Annotated in this window: 18 protein-coding genes; 14 read left to right on the forward strand and 4 right to left on the reverse strand. The window is 61.4% G+C overall.

The window, feature by feature from the left end; genetic code table 11:
• Window positions 1–142 precede the first annotated feature (142 nt).
• Window positions 143–1,258: a porin gene (locus NOV72_RS09350; protein ID WP_106854295.1), complete on the reverse strand. Its 1,116-nt coding sequence runs from the start codon at window positions 1,256–1,258 to the stop codon at window positions 143–145.
• A gap of 505 nt (window positions 1,259–1,763) precedes the next feature.
• Here NOV72_RS09350 and NOV72_RS32220 point away from each other — a divergent pair.
• From NOV72_RS32220 to NOV72_RS09365, 3 genes are all read left to right on the forward strand, one after another.
• Window positions 1,764–2,000 carry a hypothetical protein gene (locus NOV72_RS32220; RefSeq protein WP_181290939.1) on the forward strand — a complete coding sequence of 79 codons (237 nt, stop codon included), beginning with the start codon at window positions 1,764–1,766 and terminating at the stop codon, window positions 1,998–2,000.
• A 361-nt stretch (window positions 2,001–2,361) separates the two neighbouring features.
• Complete coding sequence (locus tag NOV72_RS09360; protein ID WP_106854297.1) at window positions 2,362–3,087, forward strand: hypothetical protein; 726 nt, start codon at window positions 2,362–2,364, stop codon at window positions 3,085–3,087.
• A gap of 570 nt (window positions 3,088–3,657) precedes the next feature.
• Window positions 3,658–3,906 carry a type II toxin-antitoxin system ParD family antitoxin gene (locus tag NOV72_RS09365; RefSeq protein WP_106854298.1) on the forward strand — a complete coding sequence of 83 codons (249 nt, stop codon included), beginning with the start codon at window positions 3,658–3,660 and terminating at the stop codon, window positions 3,904–3,906.
• Window positions 3,907–4,479: 573 nt separating this feature from the next.
• Here the strand turns inward: NOV72_RS09365 and NOV72_RS09370 are convergent.
• Window positions 4,480–6,546 (reverse strand): putative bifunctional diguanylate cyclase/phosphodiesterase, encoded by a 2,067-nt coding sequence (locus NOV72_RS09370; RefSeq protein WP_106854299.1) that lies wholly within the window; start codon window positions 6,544–6,546, stop codon window positions 4,480–4,482.
• Between the two features lie 832 nt (window positions 6,547–7,378).
• Window positions 7,379–7,960, reverse strand: coding sequence for a nuclear transport factor 2 family protein (locus NOV72_RS09375; RefSeq protein WP_106854300.1), 582 nt, complete (start codon window positions 7,958–7,960; stop codon window positions 7,379–7,381).
• A gap of 82 nt (window positions 7,961–8,042) precedes the next feature.
• On the opposite strand from NOV72_RS09375, the gene NOV72_RS09380 reads away from it, so the two are divergent.
• Window positions 8,043–8,585 (forward strand): MarR family winged helix-turn-helix transcriptional regulator, encoded by a 543-nt coding sequence (locus tag NOV72_RS09380; RefSeq protein WP_106854301.1) that lies wholly within the window; start codon window positions 8,043–8,045, stop codon window positions 8,583–8,585.
• A gap of 20 nt (window positions 8,586–8,605) precedes the next feature.
• Here NOV72_RS09380 and NOV72_RS09385 read toward each other — a convergent pair whose 3' ends face one another.
• Window positions 8,606–9,817 carry an IscS subfamily cysteine desulfurase gene (locus NOV72_RS09385; RefSeq protein ID WP_106854302.1) on the reverse strand — a complete coding sequence of 404 codons (1,212 nt, stop codon included), beginning with the start codon at window positions 9,815–9,817 and terminating at the stop codon, window positions 8,606–8,608.
• A gap of 242 nt (window positions 9,818–10,059) precedes the next feature.
• Between NOV72_RS09385 and NOV72_RS09390 the strand changes: the two genes are divergently transcribed.
• From NOV72_RS09390 to NOV72_RS09435, 10 genes are read left to right on the forward strand one after another with little or no spacing between them, the layout of a single operon-like run.
• Window positions 10,060–10,590: a flavin reductase family protein gene (locus NOV72_RS09390; protein WP_106854303.1), complete on the forward strand. Its 531-nt coding sequence runs from the start codon at window positions 10,060–10,062 to the stop codon at window positions 10,588–10,590.
• Window positions 10,591–10,622: 32 nt separating this feature from the next.
• Window positions 10,623–12,104, forward strand: a complete 1,482-nt coding sequence (locus NOV72_RS09395; protein ID WP_106854304.1) for a 4-hydroxyphenylacetate 3-hydroxylase family protein — start codon at window positions 10,623–10,625, stop codon at window positions 12,102–12,104.
• 42 nt (window positions 12,105–12,146) lie between these two features.
• Window positions 12,147–12,533, forward strand: coding sequence for a cupin (locus NOV72_RS09400; protein ID WP_106854305.1), 387 nt, complete (start codon window positions 12,147–12,149; stop codon window positions 12,531–12,533).
• Window positions 12,534–12,535: 2 nt separating this feature from the next.
• Window positions 12,536–13,879, forward strand: a complete 1,344-nt coding sequence (locus NOV72_RS09405) for an amidase (RefSeq protein ID WP_106854306.1) — start codon at window positions 12,536–12,538, stop codon at window positions 13,877–13,879.
• A 37-nt stretch (window positions 13,880–13,916) separates the two neighbouring features.
• Entirely contained in the window at window positions 13,917–15,143 is a 1,227-nt protein-coding gene (locus NOV72_RS09410; protein WP_106854307.1) for an ABC transporter substrate-binding protein, read from the forward strand.
• Between the two features lie 10 nt (window positions 15,144–15,153).
• Complete coding sequence (locus tag NOV72_RS09415) at window positions 15,154–15,843, forward strand: DUF2848 domain-containing protein (protein WP_106854308.1); 690 nt, start codon at window positions 15,154–15,156, stop codon at window positions 15,841–15,843.
• A 10-nt stretch (window positions 15,844–15,853) separates the two neighbouring features.
• The gene (locus tag NOV72_RS09420) at window positions 15,854–16,624 is read left to right on the forward strand and encodes an ABC transporter ATP-binding protein (RefSeq protein WP_106854309.1); all 771 of its coding nucleotides are present in this window, start codon (window positions 15,854–15,856) and stop codon (window positions 16,622–16,624) included.
• Complete coding sequence (locus NOV72_RS09425; protein ID WP_106854310.1) at window positions 16,605–17,369, forward strand: ABC transporter ATP-binding protein; 765 nt, start codon at window positions 16,605–16,607, stop codon at window positions 17,367–17,369. Before NOV72_RS09420 ends, NOV72_RS09425 begins: the two co-directional genes overlap by 20 nt.
• 14 nt (window positions 17,370–17,383) lie before the next feature.
• On the forward strand, window positions 17,384–18,268 hold the full coding sequence (locus NOV72_RS09430; RefSeq protein ID WP_106854311.1) for a branched-chain amino acid ABC transporter permease: 885 nt from the start codon (window positions 17,384–17,386) through the stop codon (window positions 18,266–18,268).
• An 8-nt stretch (window positions 18,269–18,276) separates the two neighbouring features.
• A complete protein-coding gene (locus tag NOV72_RS09435; protein WP_106854312.1) occupies window positions 18,277–19,293 on the forward strand; it encodes a branched-chain amino acid ABC transporter permease in 1,017 nt (338 codons plus the stop codon).
• Window positions 19,294–19,486: the final 193 nt, after the last annotated feature.

Consider the following 19,486-nt stretch of genomic DNA (forward strand, 5'->3'; position numbering starts at 1 on the left):
TGTGTGACTGGTCAAGCATCGGGGGCGGATTTCGTTGATAGAAGGGGCTATCGCGCGCAATGGCGACGTCGTGCCGTTAGAGCGCGAGGCGCGTCCGTCGCGCCTTGTGGGTTCTAGCGCTTTGCCAAGGGAAGTCGTGCCCTCAGAATCGATGGGTCATACCGAGGACGCCAAGAATCTGTTTTGTCCCCGTCTGACTGACGGTGTTGCCAACCCAGCTCATTGTCGAAGAACCATTGTTCTTGATGAAGCCAGCTCGCAGATATACGCTTGTTCGCTTCGAAAGATTGTGATCGTAGCCGAACTGAAAACCTAGCGCGTTGTCGTTCTGCGGGGAGCGAACCGCCCGTTCGATGAATGCGAGTTCGATCATATCGGCCGCGCTTGCCTGGATGTTCGCACCTGCTTCGATCACACTGAACGAGTGCGCGAGCCCAGCGACGGCGACGGGCGAACCAGTCGGTGCGGTACCCGGCTGCGTGTAAGTGTAGTTGGCCATCAGTTCCACGATGCCGATGTGGTAGGCGAGCCCGGCCACGTATTGCGTGGTGCCCGGAAGAGAAACCGGCACGGGGGCGAGCGCGGTCGTTTGAGAGCCGTGCTGGTACTTGTAGCCAAGGCCCACGTACAGGTCGCCGATCGTATAGTTCAGGCCCACATTGAGCATGTTGCCAGTCGTGCCGGGCAATGGGACGTTGGTGGACCCCGATAGTGCATACATCGCATACAGCTTGGCCCCGTAGAGGTTCGGCGACTGGTACATCACCGAATTGCTGCTGCGGCCCGTTGCGAACTGAGTAGCGAGCGTCGAGCGATCGAAGGCGAGCAGCGCTGCGGCGAGCGGCGAAAGCAACTCGTTCGCAAAGAATGGTTCGGTCGGATAAATCGCGTAGAAAGAGGGCTGATACTGACGTCCAAAGGTCAACGCGCCATACCTCGCATCGTTGAGGCCCACCCATGCCTGCCGATAGAACATCGTCGTGCTGTCGGCGAAAAACCCGCCGTTATTGGTCGTGAAGCCATTTTCGAGCGTGAAGATTGCACGCAGGCCATCACCGAGGTCCTCGCTTCCGCGCAGACCGAATGCGGACGCCGACGAGCCTCCGCTTCGCTCCGAGAAAGAATGGGTGCCCCCCCCGCTCAAATACTGCGCGAAGACGTCGACGGTTCCATACAGCGTGACACTCGACTGCGCCGCCGCGCTGCCCGCCGCGACGAAGAGCGCGGCGCCGCAAATACCGTGTTTCATGAAACGCATTCGTGTCTCCTCTTTCTCATTTTTGGGGCCTGCTGGGGTGGGAAGAAGGCGAAGCATCCAGCGCGCGAGTGCCTTTAACTGGACAGAGCGGCTGCTCCGAGGCGCCCGTGCGCGATGTTTTGGCTCAGTAGTCTGCAACGATCACGGAGCGCGCCACGCCGCCCTGCGCAGTTCATCGGGCGCGTCATTGACCCGCGCGAGCGGCAGACGCCGCGAGATCATTGCCTCGAAGCAGCGCTGTCTGTTCACGTGGAACGAAATACGGCGTGACCGTGGTTCGTAAGCTAAAGGGGGGGTGGTAGGCACACGCCTCCCCGAAACGGGGAGGGCGGGTTATCCCGGGCGCGTTTTTTGTTTCGTGACGGGGCGGGGAGTGGTTGGACCTTTCCCCCCAAACCGGGTAGGCGCCTTCCCTTGCCGGGTGGTCCATCATGACCACGACCTTGCGACGCAGTTTTTTTCCAGCGCCGGCTGTCGCGTCAAATCTAGGGAACTCGTCGCTCAGTTGAACCGCACCGTGTCCCGCGAAGACCGTCGGACCCTCCGCGAAACGGTGCACTGCTTCTTTGAACGCGAGTGCGCGCCGCGCCTCACGCGGTCGACGACCGTCGAGAAGATGGCCAGCATCGACGGTCTTTACATCGAGATCGGCGTGCATCCCGACCAGATCGTCCGGGACGGAAAGGAACTTGCGTTGATTTGGCCCGACCGGTGTGGGGCAGGGTCCGTGTACCTATTCTGATCCCTCTGTCTAACTACCTAATGGGCCCGAGGCTGATCTCCGGAAGCGAACGCGGAGGCTTCCGAACCCGAAAGCACCCCGCGGTCGCGGCCGCAGCGTGGGTAAAAACAAGACGGAGGCACTCCTTTGCGTGTGAGTCAGGCGTTACATCGTTCGATCAAACAGCGTCCCAACAAGGTTCCGACTCGCTTCCGGCGAAGGGACCAGACCGATCTTCGGCTAGGCGACTTTGTCCACGTCTGGCCGCAACACTATGCGGTGCAGGACCGTTACCCTGGGGGACGGCCCATGATGCGCGACCCTCATCGGCAACTAGCCGTTTTACGCGGCGCGTTTCAGCTTCGTGTGCAAGGAGAGTGCGATGAATAGACGCAAACCCGTGATGCAGTTTCTCATCGCCTTTGCGGCGCTCCTGACATTTCTATGTGGACTCGGCATCTGCTGCCTGTTGATGGTGCAGGACGAAATCGTGCATGTGGCGGCGTGGCGCGAGACCTGGCTGCCTGCTGTACGCGCGACCCTCGAGATGCGCGCTGATCTCAGGGGCGTGCGTCTTGCAGAATTCCGTCTCGCGACGCACTGCGAGACGGATCTGTCTGTCGCCGCCGAGCGGGCCGACGCGTTGCTCTCTCATATCCGGCGCGCGGCTCAAGCCTGGAAGGAAGAGAACGAGCGAATCGGGCGCAACCCCGTATTTGACGATCTAACGGCGCGCATCGCGCATTACCTCGAGCTGGATCGTCAGGTGCGCACCCTCGCTGTGCAGAGCCGCGAGCATGAAGCGCTGGCACTGCTGGCCGGTGCGGCAAACGTGGAAGGCGAGGTGATCGAGGCAGATCTGGACTTGCTCGAGGAGCAGGGCCGCAGTGCGACACAACTCGAGGCGCGCGCGGCCGGGAGGATCTATGGGTATCTGTTCGCTATGGTGACGGGCCTGTTGGTCGCCGTTATGCTGATCGCGCTCGCAGTTGTCCTTATCATCGTTCGAAGCATGGCCGCTCAGCAGGGAAATGCGCGCGCCGACAGCGCGCCTGCCACGGGCGTTCCCTCGACGTTTCGATATCCAGCACGGCGTGCCGACAACTGAGGCGTCCTCCACGCCGCAACTGGTTTTCGGGTGCCCCCGGCGTTCCGGCCATTCCAACGTCTTGGCTTCACTGCCGAGCCAATAGATGTGGCGAGTGCCCACCACCCACGTGCGCGGCAGCGGCGTCGGAATGCAGTCGCGTCGCAACTGTGCATCGCGGTCGAGATCTCGGCTGCGACCCAGCATCTGGGTGGCTCGATTTGTTCTTTGAACTCGCAGGGGCGCCAGTCGTCACCAGGTAGTTCGGTTGTTCAGGTGGCCGCCGCTTTTTGGATGCGAGCATCCGGCGTCGAGTTCCAGGGCTGAGTCGGACTTCCGCCGACAAGCGACGACCACGGCGCTCTTGCAGGCCTAGTCGCTTCGATATATAAGCCGGCTGAGCTGAATTCAATCGGCCGGCTTCCTTCTTTTTCGGTGTCGGACAAGGCCGATTTTTTTACATAAATCTACTTGTCCCCGTTTTCAAGCGGGCAGTGTGAGATTGGGTAAGTAGGGAGTCCAGGCCCGCAGGGATCGTTGCACGCGAGAGAGGAAAGGAGAAGGATTAAATCCTACTTACCGGAGGCTGGCATGAGAACGACCCAGCAAATGAGCATCACTTTACCCAACGAGATGGCCGAGTTTGTGCGCACAAACGTCGCAAGCGGCGATTACGCGTCTGACAGCGAAGTGCTGAGAGACGCGCTTCGCGCGCTCCGCGAGCGTGACCGTGCCGTCGAAGCGTGGCTGCGAAACGAAGTCGTCCCTACAGCGCAAGCAGGGCTGCGGATAGCCAGAACGTGTCAACGCCGAGATCGGCCACGAGCGGTCAGGTGTTGATCGGAGATTGCTGCCGTTTGAGCGACAGCAATACATCTGTAGCCGACGGACAACACCCTGTCTTACTCAAGTTGAAAGCGACCCTGATACGTCTCGCGCCCTTAACGTAAATCAAAATAAGTCTGTCAACCCGGAAAGTCCAGGCGGGAACGGACCCTTGGATCTTTCGATCGCCGAGTGAACACATTTATTCGCGATCCGAACTAAATAGAATCGTAAATTCGCATAATTCCGCATTAACTTTGTCAACTCGTATTCTTGACTCCGAGTCACTGACTTAAGTATCTGGTCCCATGGAACAAGCTAAAAAGCCTCTGGAGCCGATCAGCATCGTCCGGCCGCGTGGCTCGCATCGGATCGATACGTTCAGTCCGAAGATGAACCGAAGGCTGACGCTATATCGACGTGTGAGTTGGATTTGTAGGTTCGCATTTAGACGGACCCGACTATCCGCTCTTTTTGCGAGCGCGCTGAGTATGTTCAGTACGACGGGGATCGGCGGCTCGCGGATTTCTTGGTCGGGTATCAAGACAGTCAGGAGATTTTTTTCATCGCACGAACTTTGATCCGAAGCTACTCAGAGGAAATAACTGCCGCAAGGAACGCATCTGCGATCACCGGTCTGCCGAGCAGGAAGCCCTGCAACGTGTCGCAGCCCAGCCGGGTCAGATACATTTGTTGCGCGGCGGTCTCAACGCCTTCGGCAACGATCCGCAGATTGAGTGCCCTCCCCAAAGCTACGATGGATGAAATGATCGCCGCGTCCTCCGTGCCGTCGGCAAGGTCGCGCACGAACCCACGATCGATTTTGAGCTCGGTCGCAGGCAGGCGTTTGAGATAGAGCAAGCTCGAATAGCCGGTGCCGAAGTCGTCGATCGCGATCTGCACGCCGGTTCGGCGCAATTTTCGAAGAACCATCAAACTGAAGTCGACATCGCGCATTGCAGTCGATTCGGTTACCTCCAGGATCAGGCATTTTGCTGGCAGGCCGTGCCGATGCAACGCGTCCCGCACCGCCTGAGTAAGACCCTCATGGGCGAACTGTATGGGCGACAGATTGACAGCCATACTCCAGTCGGTGTGACCCAAATCGTGCCAAGCCTTCAACTGTCGGCAACTCTCGTCCAGCACCCAGGCGCCGATTGGCACGATTAGCCCGGTCTTCTCCGCAATCGGAATGAATCGCTCCGGGGGCATGAGCCCCCGAACCGGATGATCCCAGCGTAAAAGGGCCTCCGCTCCAACGGATGGCCCACTCGGAGCCCTAAACTTAGGCTGGTAATGAAGGATCATTTCGCCTCGTTGCAGTGCCGAATGCAACTCATGCGCGATCTGCATCTGTTCATACAAATGCGTTTCCATCGAAGTTTCGAAGAAGCAATAGCCGCCACTACCGAGCGCCTTGGCGTGATACATGGCCAAGTCTGCGTTGCGTAGCAGTTCTTCCTGATTCGCACCACCGTCAGGAAAGATGGCGATGCCAATGCTCACCGAAATTTCGACGTCGTGGCCGTCTACCAGAAACGGCTTTTGGATCGCTCCGATCAACGCTTCTGCGAATTCGGCGACGGCCGCCGCATCTTTGAGGGAAGACAGCAGCACGAATTCGTCGCCGCCTACGCGCGCAATTGTTTCGTGAGGCCGTAGACGCGCGCGGATGCGCGTGGCGACGTCGATCAGCAACTCATCACCAACGCGGTGACCAAATGCATCATTGACCGCCTTGAAACCGTCTAAATCCAAGAACATGAGCGTGAACCGGTCGTCGGCATGGATCGCGTTTCGAACCAATTCTTCGAGCCTGTTCTCCAACTGCATGCGATTGGGAAGTTCGGTCAGGCTGTCGTGCAGTGCAAGATGCGCAAGTCTGTCGTTCGCCGTTGCCAGCGAGGTCGCCAGCGCGGCGGTTTGAGCCTCCATGCGTATGTCGAACAAAGAAATCGTCAACGCGATCGCAATGACGGCCAGCGTCACGACCATCGTCACCACCGCAAGCCAGCCATGGTTTGCGCCGTTTTCGGCTACGCTACACACACTGCCTATGGGGAATCGGGCGGCCGCCATTCCAACGTAATGGATGCTCGCGAAGACAACGCCCATCACCAGGGAAGCACTGCTGCGACGAAATAGCATCATCGATGTGCGGCCCCGCAGGCGAAACGCGAGCCAGAGCGCGGCGCCAGACGCGATGATCGCAATCGTCACCGACATTGTCGCCAGCGTCGGGTCATAATCGATTGCCGGCCGCATTCGCATGGCCGACATGCCGGTGTAGTGCATACCGGCGATAGCGAGGCCCATCATCACCGCGCCGACGATCAGGCGCGGTATCGGCAGTACGTCCTGACGAACGAGCCATAGCCCGAGTGCCGATGCTGCAAATGCTAAGAGCAACGATGCGACGGTGGTCAGGGGGTCGTAGCCGAGCGGGATCGGCAAATTGAAGGCCAGCATGCCGACGAAATGCATCGACCATATTCCCAGCCCCACCGCGCACGCGCCGCCGAGAAGCCACCACTGGGTCGTCCGGTCTTTGGCGCCGGCAATGCGCCCGGTCATATCAAACGCCGTGTACGCAGCGAGAACGGCCACGAAAAGCGAGCAAACGACCAACAGCGGATTGTATGTATGCGGAAGCATCGATCGTTTTTCGTGCGAACACTGCTAGAAAATCGCGTCATGAGCCTATTGAGGCGGCACACGATTCGTCCGATCTGAAAGCAAAGCACCAGTCCGGTTTCGTCACTCGTTAGACGGAAAATGCCCAAGACGCGGGCTATAACCCGTGAGCATCAGTCTGGCAGAAAGCGCCTTCTGGCGCTAAGGCGTGCCGAAAGGGGGCCGTCACTGACGCGTTACATAGCTATCGCGCTATGGAGAACTATCGAATCGGCAAACCAATAGCTAGCATTATTCGCGCCCGCTCGCCCTTTGCCACCGGTAGTTCACTATCCAAGATGGGAGGTAGTCGCGAGCTTCCTGGAAGGGCTCCAGAGGCGTAAGTCGCGCGCGCAAGACGGTTCTGATCGTCTGCGTGAACCCCACGGTTATTCTTGGCAACACTCGCGAACGCCCGTTAAAGCCGAAGTGCACGTATGGATGTTAGACAGGGTCGGCCATGAAGGGACGGTCAAGATCGTCGTCCAGTTCGGATGGCCGAGGGCTCATCTGCCCTCATTCAATGGCCGTTTTTCAGCGAACGAAATGCGGGTGGTACCGCCTCAAGCGGCCACGAACCGTCGTTCAAGATCGACCGCGAGGCGGCACGCAGAAGTCCGCTTCACGTCCGAGACCAGGCAGCGGATCGTTGGACTCTCGATGCTCGAGATCTCCGATATCGAGCATGCGCGTGTGCCGGTTGGTTCTCAGCTAAAGATCGTTGCGAGGAGCGAGTATGAGCGTACCCGACGAAGCATGAACGCGTGCAGCGCGCGATGAGCGCTTTCCAACGTCCCGTCCTCCTGCCTGCCGTTCAATGTTTGGAATGGCGTCCAAACGAAGTTGTAAAGGCCGAATCCGGATACATTGCCAGAAACGACTCCATACGCGGCGTCAGTTCCGTTAGTGGAAGCCACGGATACATCAGCAACTCCTGTAATGTCTTGAGCATCACGGCGCCCGGATCGTCGATCACATCCATGCGCTCGATGCAAATATGCAAGCCGACGATTTTGTCGGCCCCGTCGGGCATGCGCTCGATGCGCCACCGGTACGTACCCTTGCCGAGCCGCAGGGCACCGTTGTCCTTTTGTCGCATCGCGACGAGCCACGGCATCGTGCAGATGCCATCGTTATTGACTTCCGGCGAGGTACACACGTAATAAGTGCGGCAACGTTCGAACCGATCGCCGAAGTCAGCGACCAGTGTTTTTGCGATCGCAGTCGCGCCGGTTACGCTGCGGGGAAAGTCGATTGCATCGGTTTCGATCGAAAACGTCAGTTCGGCATCGCCGGCGAAGCAATCAAAGATGAACTCTGGCCGGTTCTGGTCCTTTGCGCGGATATAGCATTCCAGAAGCGAGCGGACGGAAGAGTTCGAGATTGCAGGGTTCATGGCTAAAATCTCCATTTTTAAGCTTTACCGTATAATTATTTTTAAAAGGTAACTACCATTAGCATCTAGGAGTTTGAGTGTCATGCCGAAACAGATCGACGAATCCGCTCTGACGATTACCAATCCAGCGTGCCTCGTCGACGGGACGGACACCGAATTCCGCCATCTGATCAATGGTCTGCTGCCGTTCGCGGCACGGCTCCTGTCCGTGCGCGACGGCTTTGGGACACTCATCGGGCTGACCGGCATCCAGTATTCGCTGCTCGTCTCCGTCTCGCATCTCTCGCACGGCGAGTCGGTCACGGTGAATCGTCTCGCGGATCATCTGCATCTGAGCGGGGCGTTCGTCACTATCGAAACCGGCAAGCTCAAGAAGCTCGGCTACATCGACAAGCGGTCGGACCCCCACGACAAGCGCAAGATGCGCCTGACGGTGACATCGAACGGGCTGAAGCTGCTGCGCGAACTCGCCGCGACGCAGCAGCGCATCAATAACGTGCTGTTCGAGGGCGTGACGAAGACCGAATTCAGGGCGCTGTGCTCGGTCGTCGACAGGCTCGTCGCCAACGGAGATCGCGCGACGCTTGATCTGTCGCATCTGATCGCACGACGGGAAAAGTCTTGACCGCGTCGCGCACCGCATGACTAGTGCGCGGCCCATTGAATCGAGTTCGGATCGATGCCTTCGAGATGCATGTCCCATAGCGGACTCAGCGCGCGCAACCTGATCACGGTCTCCTGAACTTGCCGGATCACCTCGTCAATTTCCGCTTCGGTGGTGAAGCGCCCGAGCGTGAAGCGAATCGAGCTGTGCGCCAGTTCATCGCTGCGTCCGAGCGCGCGCAACACGTATGACGGTTCGAGCGAAGCCGACGTGCACGCCGACCCCGACGACACCGCCACACCCCTGATGCCCATGATGAGCGACTCGCCTTCCACGAAGGCAAAGCTGACATTCAGGTTATGCGCGATACGGCGCGTCAGGTCGCCGTTGACATAGACCTCGTCCAATTCCAGAAGCCCCGCGAGCAGCCCGTCGCGTAACGCGCGCACGCGCCGGCTCTCCACTTCCATCTCTTCCTTCGCGAGCCGAAACGCTTCGCCCATGCCGACGATCTGATGCGTCGGCAGCGTGCCCGAGCGCATGCCGCGTTCGTGTCCGCCGCCGTGCATCTGCGCTTCGATGCGCACGCGCGGCCTGCGTCGCACATACAGCGCGCCGATGCCTTTCGGGCCATAGACCTTGTGTGCGGTCACCGTCAGCAGATCGACGCCGAGCGCTTCGACGTCGATCTCGATCTTGCCCGCCGCCTGCACCGCATCGCAATGAAACACGATGCCTTTCTGCCGGCACATCGCGCCGATTTCGGCGATCGGCTGTATCACGCCAGTTTCGTTATTGACCATCATGACGGAGACGAGGACCGTATCGGCGCGCAGCGCCGCGCGTAACGTGCCGATGTCGAGCAGCCCGTGTCGTCCGACATCCAGGTACGTGAGCTCGAACCCTTGCCGCTCCAGTTCGCGGCAGGTATCGAGCACTGCCTTGTGCTCGGTTTTCGTCGTCACGATGTGGCGGCCTCGTCCCTTGTAGAAATGGGCCGCGCCCTTGATCGCGAGATTGTTTCCTTCGGTCGCACCCGACGTCCAGACGATTTCGCGCGGGTCCGCGTGCAGCAGACCGGCGACATGCCTGCGCGCTGACTCCACTGCCGCTTCCGCTTCCCAGCCGTAGGCGTGGCTGCGCGAAGCAGGGTTGCCGAAGCGCTCGTAAAGATACGGAATCATTTTCTCGGCCACGCGCGGATCGACCGGCGTCGTGGCACTGTAGTCCATGTAGATGGGGCGTGAGGTCATTGACCGTGTTCTCTCGTAACGGAAGTTGGCCACAGTGTAGCCCGGACGTTTGCTTCGTCAGCCCGACACCCATTCGCCGAGTAGGGTTGTCTTTCATACAAAGCTTTTTTAACGAGGGTAAACGATAGCTTGAACAGCTTGCTCTGTTGTCATGTAATAAAAGCTATAGAACAAAGCTAAAAAAGAATACTTTATGGGTCTGATAAAGGCGACGCGGGAGACGCGGCGCGAAGGAGAGCGAGATGAAAGACAGCATCGTACGGCCGTGCGGCGATCCGGAAGTGCAGCGTCAGTTCCGGTCCGCATTGTCCATGTTTGCCACGGGCGTCGCGGTCATCACGGCGCCGAGGCACGAAGGCGCGCCGATCGGCATGACGGTCGCGTCGTTCAATTCGGTGTCGCTCGATCCGCCGCTGATTCTGTTTTCGGTGGATCGCCGCAGTCTGAGCCTCGCCGATCTGTGCGCGGCCAGCAGCTACGCGGTCAACGTGCTCGAAGAATCGCAGCAGGACATGTCGAACCGATTCGCGAAGGCCAACGGCGACAAGTGGAGCTGGCGCGACGCCGCCACGAACCCGTGCGGCGAACCGGTCCTGCTCCCTGACACGCTCGCGACCTTCGAATGCGAGCCCTATGCGCAATACGACGGCGGCGATCACGTGATCTTCGTCGGCCGGGTGATGCGTCATCGAACGCGCTCACAAGGACGCCCGCTCATTTTCTTCGGCGGCCGCTATCACACGCTCAACGGCGTTCACGCAGCGTCGGCCTGACACGACGAACCCACTTATTTCTGGAGAACATCATGATCAAGAACGGCACTCAGCACATTGCGTCATTGCGCGACGGACGACAGGTCTATCTCGACGGAAAAGCGGTCGGCGACGTCACCGCGCATCCCGCGTTCCGCAACTCGATTCGCAGCTACGCGAATCTGTACGACTACCAGGCGCGTCCGGAAAACGTCGAGAAGATGACTTTCGTTTCGCCCGATTCGGGCAATCGCGTGAGCCGCATCTGGGAACTGCCTACGTCCTACGAACAGCTCGTCGAGCGGCGTTCCGCGCTCGAAGCGTGGACGGAACTGCACTTCGGCTTCATGGGCCGCTCGCCGGATCACGTCGCGTCGTGCATCTCGGGCATGGTCATGGGCATCGACCTGTTCGAGCAATACGACCCGGCGCGCGCCGGCGCGTTGCGCGACTACTACAAGTACGCCCGCGACAACGATCTCTTCCTGACCTACGTGATCGTCAATCCGCAGGCGAATCAGTCGAAGTCGGCGCACGAGCAGGAGGACAAGTATCTGGCGGTCGGGATCGTCGATCAGGATGCGGAAGGCATCACCGTGCGCGGCGCGAAGATGCTCGCGACGAGCGGCATCATGGCGAACGAAGTCTTCTGCAGTTGCATTCAGCCGCTGCGCGAAGGCGACGAGATGTACGCGCTGTCGTTCGCGATCCAGATGAACGCGAAGGGCATGAAGGTGATGTCACGCAAGTCGTACGAGGAGCACGCGCAATCGGTGTTCGACAACCCGCTGTCGAGCCGTTACGACGAGAACGACGCGGTGCTGTACTTCGACGACGTCAAGGTGCCGTGGGAGCGGATCTTCGTCGCGGGCGATGTGTCGATGTGCGCGAAACAGTTTCATGTGACGCCCGCGCACGTCTATCAGAACTATCAGTGTCAGGTGCGCCTGATGACGAAGCTGCGTTTTCTCGTCGGGCTCGGTCTCAGGATTTCAGAAGTCAACGGCACGAACGCGTTTCCGCAAGTGCGCGAGACGCTGGGCCAGCTCGCATCGGAAGCGTCGATGGTCGAAGCCTATGTGTACGGCATGGAAGCGAAGGGCAGCGTGGTCAACGGTTATTACGTGCCCGACCGCAACATGCTGTACAGCTCGCAGGTGCTCACTCAACAGCTCTATTCGAAGATCCTCACGGCGCTGCGCGAGCTCGCGGGCGGCGGAATGATCATGCTGCCTTCGAGCGTGCACGACTTCGAGAACCCGGACCTCGCACGCATCATCGAGAAGACGCAGAAGTCGCGTATCTGCAGTGCGGAAGAACGCGTGAAGTTCTTCAAGCTCGCGTGGGACGCGGTCGGCTCGGAGTTCGCCTCGCGTCATAACCAGTATGAGTTGTTCTACGCGGGCGCGTCGTTCGTGACCAAGGGTCATGCGTATCGCAGCTACGACTGGCGCCGCGCGACCGGTCTCGTCGACAACATGTTGTCGAGCTATTCGCTTGATTCGGAACTGGCGAAGACGCGCCAGGCCGCCTGAGACCGATTCGACGCAATCACCGATTCCCCACAGGAGAAGCACATGGCTATCAACAAACTTCACGACGAGTTTCATGGACTCGACATGGCCGAAGGCTGGCAGTTGCCGGAAGGCTATGCGCCCGGCTCCGGCGCACAGGAATTGATCCTCTCCGGCGCGCTCGATACCGGCAACAAGCGCGGCAGCCGCACGCGATTGCTGCGCCTTCCCGCCGGCATGCACACGACCAAGCCGTTCGTCCACGACTACTGGGAGGAAGTGTTTCTCGTCGAAGGCGATCTGACCGTCGGCAATGACGAGAAAGGCGAGGGCGGCAGGCCCTTCGAGGGCTACACGTACGCGGTGCGTCCGCCGGGCGTCTGGCATGGTCCGTTCAAGTCGAGCGGCGGCTGCGTGCTGCTCGAAGTTCACTACTACGATCCGGCCTGATCATGCTGCCCGCTCTCGGTTCATTGCGTGCCCAACTCGCCGATGGCCGTCTCGATGCCGCGTCGCTTCTCGCGTCGTGCGTCGAACGAATCGGCGATGACTCGGGCGAAGGCAAGCGCGTCTTCCCGCACGGCGTGAGTGCCGCGGCAACGGCCCAGGCGACGGCGAGCGATGCGCTGCGCCGTCAGGGCGTCGCGGGTCCGCTCTCGGGCATTCCGGTGTCGGTGAAGGATCTCTTCGACGTACAGGGCGAGATCACGCGCGCCGGCAGCCGGGTCCTTTCCGAGCAGGCCGCCACGCGTGACGCCGTCGCGATCGGCAGATTGCGTGCGGCGGGCGCGGTGTTCGTCGGGCGCACCAACATGACCGAGTTCGCGTACTCGGGCCTCGGCATCAATCCGCAATACGGCACGCCCGCGAATCCCTTCGACAGAGACGCCGCGCGGATTCCCGGCGGATCGTCGTCGGGCGCGGCCGTGTCGGTGACCGATGGCATGGCTGCGGCCGCGATCGGTTCGGATACAGGCGGCTCGTGCCGGATTCCCGCAGCGTTGTGCGGACTCGCGGGCTTCAAGCCGACAGCCGCGCGCATTCCGCTCGAAGGCGCGGTGCCGTTGTCGTCGAGCTATGACTCGATCGGTTCCATTGCGCCAGGCGTCGCGTGCTGCGCCGCGCTCGATTCGATCATGGCAGGCGATACGGAACCCGCGGCGATCCTGCCGCTGCCGTTGAGCGGGCTGCGGCTTGCGCTGCCCACGCACATCGTGCTCGACGACATGGACGCGCACGTCGTCGCCGCGTTCGAGCGTGCGATTGCGCGTCTGACGGCGGCGGGCGCGATCGTGCGCGAAGTCTCGTTCGACAGCTGGCGGCACCTTGCGGCGATCGGCCAGCATGGCGGCCTCGTCGCGGCTGAAGCATGGGCGTGGCACGTCGGACTGATCAAGCGTCATGCCGATGAGTACGACCCGCGTGTGATCGCCCGCATCCGGCTCGGCAGCGAGCACAGCACCGCCGAGTACCTGCGCAATCGGGCGCTGCGTGCGCAGCTATGCCGTCAGGCCGACGAGGAGTTGCGTCCCTTCGACACCATCGTCTGCCCGACAGTGCCGATCGTCGCGCCGCGTATCGCGGACCTCGACGAGGAGGCCGCGTACACGTCGACGAATCGCCTGCTGCTGCGCAATCCGTCGATCGCCAACATGCTCGATCTTTGCTCGGTATCGATTCCGTGTCACGCGAACGGCGACGCACCCGTGGGACTGATGTTGATGGGCCGGCACATGAACGATCGCCAGTTGCTCGCGATCGGCATCGGTGTCGAGGCTGTCGTGCGTCCGCAATGATGCGGCGTTCGTCGCAAATACATATCAGGAGACTTCCATGTACAGACAACTCGCGTGCACCGCCATGTGCGCCGCGGCCGCGATGACGGCGAATGCGGCCGGCATCAGCGACGGCGCGGTGAAGATCGGCGTGCTCACCGACATGTCGTCGATCTTTTCCGATATCGGCGGGAAAGGCTCGGTCGTGGCGGCGCAGATGGCCGTCGACGATTTCGGCGGCCAGGTGCTCGGCTCGCCCGTCAAGGTGATCAGCGCGGATCACCAGAACAAGACCGATGTCGCCGCGACCGTCGCGCGGGAATGGTTCGACAATCAACAGGTCGACATGGTGCAGGACCTGTTGCCGTCGTCGGTTGCGCTTGCCGTGTCGAACTTGGCGAAGGAGAAGCACAAGATCGCGATCGCGAGCGGCGCGGGCACGACGAAGCTCAGCAACGAGGCGTGCTCGCCGTACACGATCCAGTACTCATACGACACTTACGCGCTGACGACAAGCCTCGTCAAGGCGATGGCGCGCGCCGGCGACAACTCCTGGTACTTCCTGACCGTCGACTATGCGCTCGGCGCGTCGCTGAAGAGCGATTCGGCCGCTGCGCTGAACGCGGCGGGCGGAAAGGTGCTCGGCGAATCGAAGCATCCGATGCATGCGGCGGACCTCTCCTCGATTCTGCTGCAGGCGCAGGCCTCGCACGCGAAGGTGATCGGCCTCGCCAACGCGGGCGCCGATACCGTCAATGCGATCAAGACCGCGCGCGAGTTCGGTATCAACGCGCCGGGCAAGCAGAAGATCGCCGGCCTGCAAATGTTCATCAGCGACGTTCACAGCCTCGGCCTCAAGTCCGCGCAGGGCATGATGCTGACGACGCCGTTCTACTGGGACCGCGACGATGCGAGCCGTGCATGGTCGCAGCGCTTCTTCGCAAAGACCGGCCGCATGCCGACCTTCATCCAGGCGGGCGTCTATTCATCGACGATGCATTACCTGAAGGCCGTGCAGGCGAGCGGCACCGATGCATCCGATGCCGTGCTCGCGCAGATGCGCAAGACGCCCGTCAACGACTTCTTCGCGACCCACGGCGTGATTCGCGCGGACGGACTCATGGTGCACGACATGTACATCGCCGAGGTCAAGAGCCCGGAGCAATCGAAGAAGCCCTGGGATTACTACGCGATCAGGCAGACCATTTCAGCACAGGACGCTTATGCGCCGCTCGGCGCTGGCCATTGCCCGCTCGGTGCGGGAAAAGTCGCCGCGGGACAATGAGGAGCTACTGATGAAGGCCATCACATTCAACATCGAAACGCGCGACGGCAGCGTCGAGCGCCCCATTTCAATCGACACGCTCGTCATCGCGGGCTGGACCGGACGCGACACGGAAGCGATGGAGAAGCATATTCGCGAACTGGAAGAACTGGGCATCAAACGGCCCGCTTATACGCCAGTGTTCTATCGCGTCGCGGCCGACCGCTTCGGCCCCGCATCGATGATGCAGGTGACGGGCGAGGAGAGCAGCGGCGAAGCGGAATTCGTGCTTGTGAAGGACGGCGGCGAAGTGTTTGTCGGCGTTGCCTCGGATCACACGGACCGGCAGGTCGAAGCCTATGGCATCACCGTGTCGAAGCAGATGTGCGACAAGCCGTGCTCGAACACACTATGGCGCTTGAGCGACGTGGCCGGTCACTGGGACGCGTTGCTGTTGCGCTCGTACGCGACGATCGGTGGCGAGCGCGTGCTCTATCAGGAAGGCGAGGTGACCGCGATGCGCTCGCCGCGGGACTTGCTCGACCAGTTCGCACAACGCGGCGGCGAGTTTGTTGACGGCACCGCGATGCTCTGCGGCACGCTGGCGGCCATCGGCGGGATTCGTCCGGCGCGGCGCTTCGAGACTGTGCTCGAGGACCCGGTGCTCGGGCGCGCGCTGCGGCACGCATATGAGATCGAGACGCTGCCGGTGCTCGGCTGAGGAGAGCGCGATGACGCATGCGGACATGATTTTGGAAACAAAGGGTTTAACCAGGCAGTTCAACGGCTTCACGGCCGTCAAGGACATCGATCTTCGCGTGCGGCGGGGCACGATACACGCGCTGATCGGGCCGAACGGCGCGGGCAAGACCACGTGCTTCAACCTGTTGACGAAGTTCCTGACGCCGACTTCGGGGCAGATCTTTTTCGACGGCCATGAGATCACGCGCGCAGCGCCCGCGGCGATCGCCCGCAAGGGCGTGATCCGCTCGTTCCAGATATCTGCTGTCTTTCCGCATCTGACGCCCGTCGAGAACGTGGCCATCGCCTTGCAACGGCCGCTCGGGGTGTCGTTCCGCTTCTGGAAAAGCAGTGCGATGCTGACGCGCTTGCGAGAGCGCGCGCTCGACTTGCTCGGCGAGGTGGGCCTCGCCGCCTACGCCGATGTAAAGACCGTCGAACTGTCATACGGCCACAAGCGCGCGCTCGAAATCGCCACGACACTCGCGATGGATCCAGTTTTGATGCTGCTCGACGAACCGACGCAGGGCATGGGTCACGAGGACGTCGATCGCGTGACGGCGCTCATCGCGAAAGTATCGAAGGGAAGGACCATTTTGATGGTCGAGCACAACATGAAGATGGTGTCGAGCATCGCGGACACGATCACGGTGCTTCAACGTGGCGAGATTCTGGCGGAAGGCGATTACGCCGCCGTCGCCGCGAACCCGCAAGTGAAGGAAGCGTACATGGGGACCGAAAATGAATCGCTTGCACATTGAAACGCGGGATGACGCCGGCGTCGACACTGTGATATGCGAAGACGCGCTGCGCGTCACGGGCCTCGAAGCGTGGTACGGCGAATCGCACATCCTGCACGGCGTGGAACTGCGTGCGGCGCGCGGCGAGGTGGTCACGCTGCTCGGGCGCAATGGCTCGGGCCGCAGCACGACGCTGAAGGCGATCATGGGCTTGACCGATGCCCGTAGCGGCTCGATCCGGATCGGTGGCCGCGAGACGATCGGCCAGGAGCCGCAGGGCGTAGCGCGTCTCGGCGTCGGCTATTGCCCGGAGGAACGGGGCATCTTCGCGGGACTTTCGTGCGAGGAGAATCTGTTGCTGCCGCCGCGTCTGCCGAATGCGGAAGGCACGCCGATGTCGCTCGAGGAAATCTACGCGCTGTTTCCGAACCTGGCCGAGCGTCGCGCGAGTCAGGGCACGCGTCTGTCGGGTGGCGAGCAGCAGATGCTTGCGATCGCGCGCATTCTTCGCACCGGCGCCGACCTGCTTCTGCTCGATGAAATCTCGGAAGGGCTCGCACCCGTGATCGTGCAGACGCTCGCAAGGGTCATCAGGCTGCTGAAGTCGCGCGGCTTCACGATTGTGCTCGTCGAGCAGAACTTTCGCTTCGCCGCACCGCTCGCCGATCGCTTCTATGTGATGGAGTACGGACGCATCGTCGATGCTTTCGAGTCGGCCCGTCTTCCTCAAAAAGCGGCCACGCTGCAAGCGCTGCTCAACATCTGACCGGAGCGAACGTCATGGAAATCCTTGGTATGCCGCTGCAGGCGGTATCGGGCCAGCTCGTGCTCGGTCTGATGAACGGTTGCTTCTATGCGGTGCTGAGTCTCGGCCTGTCGCTCATTTTCGGCCTCTTGAACGTGATCAACTTCACGCACGGCGCGTTCTTCATGCTCGGCGCGCTGTTCGCCTGGATGGGCACGAACTATTTCGGCTTCGATTACTGGCTGATGCTCGTCATCTCGCCGCTGGCGGTGGGTGCGCTCGGCGTGCTGGTCGAGCGTTCGATGCTGCGGCATCTGTACAAGCTCGATCATCTTTACGGACTGTTGCTCACGCTCGGCGTCACTCTGATCTTCGAGGGGCTGTCGCGTTCCGTCTACGGCGTCTCTGGAATGTCGTACGCCGCGCCAGACAGTCTCGCGCGCGCCGTCGATCTCGGTTTCATGATGCTGCCCGCGTATCGCGCATGGGTTGTCGTCGCGTCGCTTGCCGTGTGCGGTGCGGCGTGGTGGGCGATCGAGCGCACGCAGCTCGGCGCGCTGTTGCGCGCGGCGACCGAGAATCCTCGCCTCGTCGCTGCATTCGGCGTCGATGTCCCGCGCATGGTGTCGCTGAGTTACGGCTTCGGCGTAGCGATCGCCGCGTTCGCGGGCGTGCTGGCTGCACCGGTCATGCAGGTGTCCCCGGTGATGGGGCAGGGCGTGATCATCACCGTGTTCGCCATCGTCGTGATCGGCGGGATGGGCTCGATCGCCGGATCGGTGCTCACGAGTCTCACGCTCGGCATCCTCGAAAGCCTGACGAAGCTGTTCTATCCGGAGGCGTCGGCGACCGTGGTGTTCGCCGTCATGGCGCTGGTTCTGCTCGTGCGTCCCGCCGGGCTGTTCGGTCAATCGAAATGAGGTGTCTCATGCATAACCGCTTTGCATTCGTCGTCGCATTGGCCGTCCTCGCCGCCGGGCCATGGCTCGGCGCGTATCCGGTCTTCATGATGAAGCTGATGTGCTTCGCGCTGTTCGCCACCTCGCTGAACCTGCTGCTCGGCCATGTCGGCCTGCTCTCGTTCGGTCATGCGGCGTTCTTCGGCGTGGCGGCATACGTCGCGGGCAGCGCGTTGCACGATCACGGCTTGCCGCCCGAAGCCGCGTTGCTGCTCGGCGCGTGCGTCGGGGCGGCCCTCGGCTTGGTAATGGGCTTGCTCGCGATTCGCCGCAAAGGCATCTACTTCGCGATGGTCACGCTCGCGCTCGCCCAGATGATCTATTTCTTCTGCGTGCAGGCGCCGTTCACGGGCGGCGAGGACGGCATGCAGGGCGTGCCGCGCGGGCGGCTGTTCGGCGTGCTCCCGCTCGACGACGACCTGACGCTCTACTACGTCGTGCTGGCCCTCGGTGCGATGGCGTTCGCTGTCATCGGCCGCGTGATCGATTCGCCGTTCGGCCGGATCCTCGGCGCGTTGAAGGAGAACGAGGCGCGCACGATTTCGCTCGGCTACGACGTCGATCGCTTCAAGCTGCTGGCGTTCGTCATATCGGCTGCATGCGCGGGACTCGCAGGCGCGATGAAGACACTCGTGCTCGGTTTCGCCACGCTATCCGACGTGCACTGGACGATGTCGGGCACCGTGATCCTCATGACGCTGCTCGGCGGTCTCGGCACGCGCCTCGGACCGGCAGTCGGCGCAGTGATCGTCGTCGGGCTGGAGACGAAGCTCGCCGGGTTAGGCACTTGGCTCGCGGAGGTCACGCATATCGCGTGGTTTCAGGGGCTGGGCGAATCCGTCAGTATTGTGACTGGGGTGATGTTTGTCGCTAGCGTGCTGCTGTTCCGGCGCGGCATAGTGGGGGAGGCAGCGCAGTGGCTCGGGCGACGTGACCGTGAAGGGAGCCGCTTGCGCGGGCGTCTGGTAACGCACGACAGCGCCTAACCCACCAAAGCACCATCATGCCGCCAGCACAGTGTCGGCTTCGCAGCCGGAAGTCGACGTTTAAATTCTCATTCGGCGAATGGCGTGAGAGAGTCGAGTACGGCAGTGCGAGTGGCATCGCCGCGGGGCTCAGCGCCATGTCTCGATTTTCTGCAACCGGCCAGTAACTGTCGTTCACATGGCGCCAGCGGAC

It is taken from the genome of Caballeronia novacaledonica, assembly GCF_900258035.1.
Taxonomy (GTDB): Bacteria; Pseudomonadota; Gammaproteobacteria; order Burkholderiales; family Burkholderiaceae; genus Caballeronia; species Caballeronia novacaledonica.

Bases quoted from the DNA above. Each gene is read 5' to 3' on its own strand.
- NOV72_RS09350 (WP_106854295.1), bottom strand. From the start codon at position 1,258: ATGCGTTTCATGAAACACGGTATTTGCGGCGCCGCGCTCTTCGTCGCG.
- NOV72_RS09360 (WP_106854297.1), top strand. From the start codon at position 2,362: ATGAATAGACGCAAACCCGTGATGCAGTTTCTCATCGCCTTTGCGGCG.
- NOV72_RS09365 (WP_106854298.1), top strand. From the start codon at position 3,658: ATGAGAACGACCCAGCAAATGAGCATCACTTTACCCAACGAGATGGCC.
- NOV72_RS09370 (WP_106854299.1), bottom strand. From the start codon at position 6,546: ATGCTTCCGCATACATACAATCCGCTGTTGGTCGTTTGCTCGCTTTTC.
- NOV72_RS09375 (WP_106854300.1), bottom strand. From the start codon at position 7,960: ATGAACCCTGCAATCTCGAACTCTTCCGTCCGCTCGCTTCTGGAATGC.
- NOV72_RS09380 (WP_106854301.1), top strand. From the start codon at position 8,043: ATGCCGAAACAGATCGACGAATCCGCTCTGACGATTACCAATCCAGCG.
- NOV72_RS09385 (WP_106854302.1), bottom strand. From the start codon at position 9,817: ATGACCTCACGCCCCATCTACATGGACTACAGTGCCACGACGCCGGTC.
- NOV72_RS09390 (WP_106854303.1), top strand. From the start codon at position 10,060: ATGAAAGACAGCATCGTACGGCCGTGCGGCGATCCGGAAGTGCAGCGT.
- NOV72_RS09395 (WP_106854304.1), top strand. From the start codon at position 10,623: ATGATCAAGAACGGCACTCAGCACATTGCGTCATTGCGCGACGGACGA.
- NOV72_RS09400 (WP_106854305.1), top strand. From the start codon at position 12,147: ATGGCTATCAACAAACTTCACGACGAGTTTCATGGACTCGACATGGCC.
- NOV72_RS09405 (WP_106854306.1), top strand. From the start codon at position 12,536: ATGCTGCCCGCTCTCGGTTCATTGCGTGCCCAACTCGCCGATGGCCGT.
- NOV72_RS09410 (WP_106854307.1), top strand. From the start codon at position 13,917: ATGTACAGACAACTCGCGTGCACCGCCATGTGCGCCGCGGCCGCGATG.
- NOV72_RS09415 (WP_106854308.1), top strand. From the start codon at position 15,154: ATGAAGGCCATCACATTCAACATCGAAACGCGCGACGGCAGCGTCGAG.
- NOV72_RS09420 (WP_106854309.1), top strand. From the start codon at position 15,854: ATGACGCATGCGGACATGATTTTGGAAACAAAGGGTTTAACCAGGCAG.
- NOV72_RS09425 (WP_106854310.1), top strand. From the start codon at position 16,605: ATGAATCGCTTGCACATTGAAACGCGGGATGACGCCGGCGTCGACACT.
- NOV72_RS09430 (WP_106854311.1), top strand. From the start codon at position 17,384: ATGGAAATCCTTGGTATGCCGCTGCAGGCGGTATCGGGCCAGCTCGTG.
- NOV72_RS09435 (WP_106854312.1), top strand. From the start codon at position 18,277: ATGCATAACCGCTTTGCATTCGTCGTCGCATTGGCCGTCCTCGCCGCC.